Origin of the sequence: Fibrella forsythiae (assembly GCF_017353175.1) — a bacterium.
Classification (GTDB): Bacteria; Bacteroidota; Bacteroidia; order Cytophagales; family Spirosomataceae; genus Fibrella; species Fibrella forsythiae.
On record NZ_JAFMYW010000010.1, the window covers coordinates 290,311 to 296,848 of the forward strand.

Genomic DNA, 6,538 nt, shown 5'->3' on the forward strand with positions numbered 1-6,538 from the left:
TCTTTAACCAAATCAACATGCCTCAACCTAACTCTGTTGATGTAGCTATCAGCGTATACGGTAAGCCGAACATAACGGCGGTGACGTTGCTATCACTGCTCAGGCAATCGGCCCAATGGATTGATACCATCTACTTTATTGAAGAACGTAAACAACCTGAACAGACCGATTATTCGCTGCTGAAAACCTGGTTGAAACCCTATAACGTAGTGTATTACCGGCCGTGGGTCAATTATGGCTACCGGAACATGAATGAGAGTCCACGGCGGCATCTGCTGGCACTGCCTCCGTTCAGGCACGCGCTTCGGTACCAGTATGCGTGGGAGAAGACTAATAAAAAGCGCCTCTTCATCACGCACAATGACGTCTTGTATAAAGGCGATCTGATAGGTGCCTACCTGGAAGCTATCGGCGACGGCATCGGCATTGGGAAAGTGGGGCAATGCTGGAACTGTCCGGCCTTCAAAGAACACCTCTGCGATGGTGATCGCTACCTGCGCTATCGGCCCTTCGAGGCTGAAGTAAACCAGTTATATGCAAAACACGGTGACCCACGGGGCGGCTCTTATCAAAAACAACTCGCCAAACAGGGGCCTTGGCCATTGCCAGAGTGTCGGCTGAACGAGTACGCCTGTCTGATTGATCTGGAAAAAGCCCGGGCTGTTACGCAACCGCACGGGTCGGCCCATCCATTTGGTTTTTTTGGTAACATCGATACAGCCAGCGACTGGTTCAGCGATATCAGTAAAATGGGCTACCCTGTCGTCAATTTCGATTACGATCCCTACGCGTCGCACAGTTGGGTAAATGCGTTGAACAATGGCCACCGTGCGCTTTCTGATCGGTCTATTTATGATTCTGAAGAAGAAATTGCCCGGCAGTATCTCCAAACAGAATTTGGTATTAAGGCAGGCTAACCACCTTCAACTGCTCATTTCCCGTTACTTTTGCGCTCCCTGAGTGACTGGTGCAGCCAGTATAATCGTTGAGCCGCGAGGTTTGTTATGCGCTTTAGCAGTCATTCTACATCCTATATTATTTATACTGACTTATGGCTTACGGACTCCTTAACGGAAAGCGCGGCATCATTTCGGGTGCCCTTAACGAACAATCAATCGCCTGGAAAGTAGCCCTGAAGGCCAAAGAAGAGGGGGCAACGTTTGTGCTCACCAACGCACCAATTGCCATGCGGATGGGCGCGATCAACGAACTGGCCCAGCACTGCAACGCCGAAATCATTCCCGCCGACGCTACGTCGACCGAAGATCTGGAAAAATTATTCACCCAGTCGCAGGAGATTTTGGGTGGGAAAGTTGACTTCGTTCTGCACAGTATCGGTATGAGCCCCAACATCCGTAAAGGTCGCGCCTATACCGATTTGAACTATGAGTGGTTCAAGCAAAGCCTCGATATTTCGGCGATGTCGCTACACCGGATGTTGCAGACCGCCTATAAGCAGGATGCCATCAGCGAATGGGGTTCGGTTGTGGCGTTGACCTACATGGCTGCCCAACGGACGTTCCCGTTCTATACCGATATGGCCGAAGCCAAAGCCATGCTCGAATCAGTAGCCCGTAGTTTTGGCTACCACTACGGCAAGTACCGTAAAGTGCGTGTAAACACGGTATCGCAATCCCCAACCGTTACCACAGCCGGAGCAGGTATTGGCGGTTTCGATAAATTCTATGATTTCGCCGACAAAATGGCTCCGCTAGGCAACGCCTCCGCCGACCAGTGCGCCGATTATTGCCTCACGCTCTTCTCTGACCTGACCCGCATGGTGACCATGCAGAACCTCTTCCACGACGGTGGCTTCGTCAACACCGGTGTTTCGATGGAAGTGATGGGAGGAATGTAACAAGTCCTCTGTCTTCTGTTGCGTGCTCAGGTACGTTGCCTGGCAGCGCAACAGAGGACGGAAGACAGAGGACTTTTTTTAACTCGTTATATAGCACCGGCTGTTACCATCAATGCCTCGTTCAACCTGGATCTGAACGGTAATGCGCTCCTTGATCTCGTGGCGGTGCGAGATGATGCCGATGGTCTTCTGACTTTCCTGCTGTAGCTTTTCCAGCATCACAATTGCCGTATCGAGCGAGTCTGGGTCCAGCGTCCCGAAACCTTCGTCGATAAACAGACTGTCGATCTGCACGTTTTGCGACGCCAGATCAGATAAGCCCAGCGCCAGTGCCAGACTCAGGGTGAACGTTTCGCCGCCCGAGAGGCTGGTAATCGTTCGTTCGGCTTGGCCTTGATATAAATCCACGACAAACAGCTCGTCCTGCTCTTCGCGCGGCGACAGCAGTAGGTAGCGATCTGTCAGGTTTTTCAGGCGGCGATTGGCCAGCCCGATGAGCTGCGCCAGCGTCAGGCTTTGGGCAAACTTGCTGAACGAATCACCTTTGGCACTGCCGATCAGTTTGGTCAGCTCTTTCCAGGGCATCACGTCGGCTTCCATTCTGGCCAGTTCGGCAATGGCTTTCTGATGCGCCGCAACGCTTTTCTTATTCGTGTCGAGTTCGCTGCGGGCGTAACCGGAACTGGTCAGCAGCTTGTCGTGCTTTTTACGGGCTTCGTCGAATGTTGCTTTTACGTCGTCGGGGAGTAAATCTGTCTTTCGGGATTTTCGGGCTGCTTCCAGCCGCTTCTGTTCGTCGGCTATGCTCTGGTCGAGCTCAATTTTATCCCGATCCAGTTCGTCGCGTTGTTTTTGCAGTTTCTGCGTGGTGGGTACGTCCAGCAGTAGTTTTCGGGCCGATTCGGCTGAATCGAGGCCCTGCTTTTTCAGTAACGGGGTCAATGCCGTCAGCACCCGCTTTTCTTCGGCCAGCGCTGCCTTTTCGTCATCATCCGTTTTTTGCCGAAGTCCGGTCTGTGTGGCTATGCGTCCCTGCACGTCGGCAATGCTTTTGAGCAACGTACCTGACCGTTGCGCCCAGTCGTCGCCTGCATACAGCGCTTGTTTCTGCTGCGTGAAAAGCTGTATGCTCTGCTGATGATGCTGCAATTCGGTCAACTGGCCAATTAGCGTTTCTAGTATCCGATTCTGGTCCCAAAGCGAACGGAGCGTATTCAGATCAGCCTGTGTGCTGGCCAGCTCGCGTTGTTCGCTCTTAAGAAGTTCGGGACCCACGTCTTCGGCAAGCTGATTGGCTTCACGTAGCGCATTAATTTCATTCCGCTTCCCACGAAACTGTTCGCGCAAGGCATGCTGGGTACGTTCCGCTTCTGCCAGTTGAGCTTCCTGCGCAATCAATTTATCCGACAACTCTTTAGTAGCGACCCTGGCTTGCTGAAGTTCATCTTTCGCCAGCAACAGTTTGGCAGCAACCGTACCCAACTGATTGACGTAGTGAGTAGCGTACGGATGCTCCAGCGAACCACAGAGCGGACAGGGTTCATCAGCCACCAGAGCGTCGCGCAATGCCGTTAAATTCACTTCGGCACTGAGTCGGCGCTGTTCTGCATCGAGTTGATTGGCTGTATCTTCAGCCATCTGTTCACGCTCGCGGGCGGTGGACAGCAATGGCGTGAGAGAGTCAATCTGGGTCTTTAACGCCTCAATTGGTTCGGCCAGCTTCTGACCCTTAAAAATCCGGTCCTGCTGTTCCCCTTCAAGCAGAATTAACGTACCCAGCACCTTATCTCGGGCAATGGCCTGTTGAATACGGTCGGGAAGCGTGGTCGGCGTAACGGCTGGGTACGTTGCCTGCAAGGCGTCTATACGTACCTGTAAAGACGCCCTCTCCGTTTCAACCTGCACCAGCGAATCGGCTATGTTCAACAGCGTGAGTTGATGAAGCCCAAGAGTGCGCAGTGCGGCTGAATCGATCGATGCCTGTTGGCGAATGCGTTGCAGGAGGGGAGTGGCGGCCGTTTGTTCAGCCCCAATTTTATCCTGTAACGTTTTCAGTTGATCACGAAACGCCTCGATAGCTGCGCTAACACTTTGTGAGGCCAACTGCGGAGCGCCAATAAATGTCGCGGCCTCCGTGAGCAGGCTATCAAGTTGCTGCGAAAGCTTGGCTAGCTCGTCTGTCACGTTCGTCCGATCCTGGCGGGCTCTGACAATGGCCCGTTCTGCTCCGGCGAGATCGCTAAGCAAGCCGGCTAATGGGGTTGCTTTGTCGTGGAGCAGCAACCGTTCGCGGTCCGGTGCAAAAGCAGCGGTTCGTTCCGCCAGTTTTTCACCGGTTGTCGCCAGCCTCGCCAATACCTTCTCTGCCCGTTCAGCATCATCCACCAATCTTTTCTCGGCATCAAATAATTTGATCTGCGCTTTGATTTCAGCCAATTGTTCGTCGGCCTTTGTCAATTGATCAGTAAGTTCAGTTACCCGCTCGTCACTTAGCATTCTGATCGAACTGACCCCCAATTTCTTTGTGCTGATCTGCTCGTCGAGGTACTTGGTATGCTCAAATGCTTTTCGACTCAATTGCCGGTAGATCTCCGTTCCGGTCAGTTGCTCCAACATCTTGCTTCGTTCCGACGCCCGTGATTTCAGAAATTGGTCGAACGCCCCCTGCGCCAGTACAATCGACTTGACGAACTGTTCGTAAGACAGCCCGATCAGTTCTTCGTTTTTCTTCGGAAAATCGCGCAGGTCTTTAATCGGAAACAGAATACCCTCTGGCTTGTCATCGGCCAGGCGAGCCACTTCCATTTCGTAGTTGTTCCAGTTATTGTTCCGGTTCTTCCGAATCGACCACCGCGATCGATAGCGGTGACCATCTACTTCGTATTCTACTTCGGCATAAGCGGCCGTGTTAGGCTCAGCCGCTGCCTGCCGGTTCACGATCATTCCGTCATCGGTGATATTGGCTCCCGATATGGCCCCACTGAGACGAGGAAGCCGATTGAACAAGGCCAGCGTCATTACATCGAGCAGCGTAGACTTCCCTGCCCCCGTTGGACCGGAGATCACAAACAGTCCCGTGTCGCCTAACAGGCCACTGGCAAATTGAATGGGCTCGTGTTCGCCATAAAACGAATTGATATTACGAAACCGGATTTGGCGAATTTTCATACTGAAGCGGAGCCGTCTGCTCCGTAACCATTTTATAAAGTTGTTGGTAGGTATCGATAAGTTGGTCGCGCTGATCATCTTCAACCTGCGCCAGTATCAGCCGTTGCGCAAAAACGTCCAGGTACGTTAGATCAGCCAGGTGCGTATCGGCGGCAAATAACGATTCCAGATTCTTACGCTTATTCCGAAACAGTAACCGAGTTTTTGCCAGGATGAAAGGCGCATCCTTATAATCGCGCTGCAACTGGTCGAAATGCATGCGGGTGCTGAGGCTTTCGGCATCTTCTTCAACCAGCACTTCCACCAATGCAGGCAAAGCATGTGTCATCTCCAATTGATTCAGGCGTTCCCGGACTTCATCGAGCGTACCTGTTATATGTCGGAACGGACGTGATTGCGGGACCGGCACCGACTCAACGGCAGTCACCTGTCCATTTTCCACCGTCAACTGCAGCAACTGATGCGCATTGTCGCGTTCAGCGAAGCTTAGTGGAACAGGCGATCCACTATAGCGGACTGTATCACTTCCGCCTACGCGTTGGGGTACATGTATATGGCCGAGCGCCACATAGGCGAATCCATCGGGAAAGTGCTCGCCCGAAAAAGCTGCCTGCCCGCCTACGGCATGAATCTCGCGTTCGCTTTCCGAAACCGTTGCTCCGTTTACATACAGGTGACCCATCGCCAGTACAGGTACGTTCGCGTACTCGCTATGACAATGATCGGCAATTCGTTCGTAGTGGTTTCGGATCCCCATTCGCAATGCCTCAACCCGATCCTCATAGGTCTGTCCTGAAATAGACTGGCGCAGATCGGCATCCCGCAGATAGGGAACCGCTGCTACCAACAGATCAGCAGATCCATCGGCAAACCGAATCACTTCATCCGGGCAGTTTCCATTCGTACAGCCAACCACATGTATGTTTAGATGCCGAAGCAGTTCTTTAGGCGCATTCAACTTTGTGGCCGAATCATGATTGCCGCCCGTCACCACGATCCTGACAGATAAGGGAAGCATTCGGGTCAAAAACTGATAATACAACTGCATAGACCCGTCATTCGGGTTCGTTGTATCGAATACATCCCCGGATATAAGCAGTATATCAACTTCGCGACGCTCAATTTCCTCAACCAGCCAGTTAAGGAAGAACGAATGGTCTTCCCGAAGGTCTGAACGGTACAATCGTTTGCCAAGATGCCAATCGGCTGTGTGTAAAATCCGCATAATGAGCAAGAGGGCTAACTTTGTTTTGTTATATAATCACTAGCCCATATAAAAAACAGATAAAGTCCTGTTTAGCCAGGCCCTTTTCCTGTGAGGTACTACTTGCTAAAGTATAATTTTTGTGACTAACTCTCTATAGGTAAAAGATACCCGACAACTAATTGAAAAAAGTTTTGTTCATGGATTGTCTGTTTATCAGCCATTTATGCCAAATCAGGTCCTGGCCTCACAAAAAACTTTCAAACAGGGCTTGACATGGGGGTAAACTTGCCCTACTTTTGCAGTCT

At 51.8% G+C, this 6,538-nt stretch carries 4 protein-coding genes; 2 read left to right on the forward strand and 2 right to left on the reverse strand.

Features of this window, described 5'->3' with window-relative positions:
- Positions 1-17: 17 nt before the first annotated feature.
- Positions 18-917, forward strand: coding sequence for a hypothetical protein (locus tag J2I46_RS27120; RefSeq protein ID WP_207332228.1), 900 nt, complete (start codon positions 18-20; stop codon positions 915-917).
- Positions 918-1,051: 134 nt separating this feature from the next.
- On the forward strand, positions 1,052-1,858 hold the full coding sequence (locus J2I46_RS27125) for an enoyl-ACP reductase FabI (protein ID WP_207332229.1): 807 nt from the start codon (positions 1,052-1,054) through the stop codon (positions 1,856-1,858).
- Positions 1,859-1,936: 78 nt separating this feature from the next.
- Here J2I46_RS27125 and J2I46_RS27130 read toward each other — a convergent pair whose 3' ends face one another.
- A complete protein-coding gene (locus J2I46_RS27130) occupies positions 1,937-5,026 on the reverse strand; it encodes an AAA family ATPase (protein ID WP_207332230.1) in 3,090 nt (1,029 codons plus the stop codon).
- A complete protein-coding gene (locus J2I46_RS27135) occupies positions 4,998-6,251 on the reverse strand; it encodes an exonuclease SbcCD subunit D C-terminal domain-containing protein (RefSeq protein WP_207332231.1) in 1,254 nt (417 codons plus the stop codon). Before J2I46_RS27135 ends, J2I46_RS27130 begins: the two co-directional genes overlap by 29 nt.
- Between the last annotated feature and the right edge of the window lie 287 nt (positions 6,252-6,538).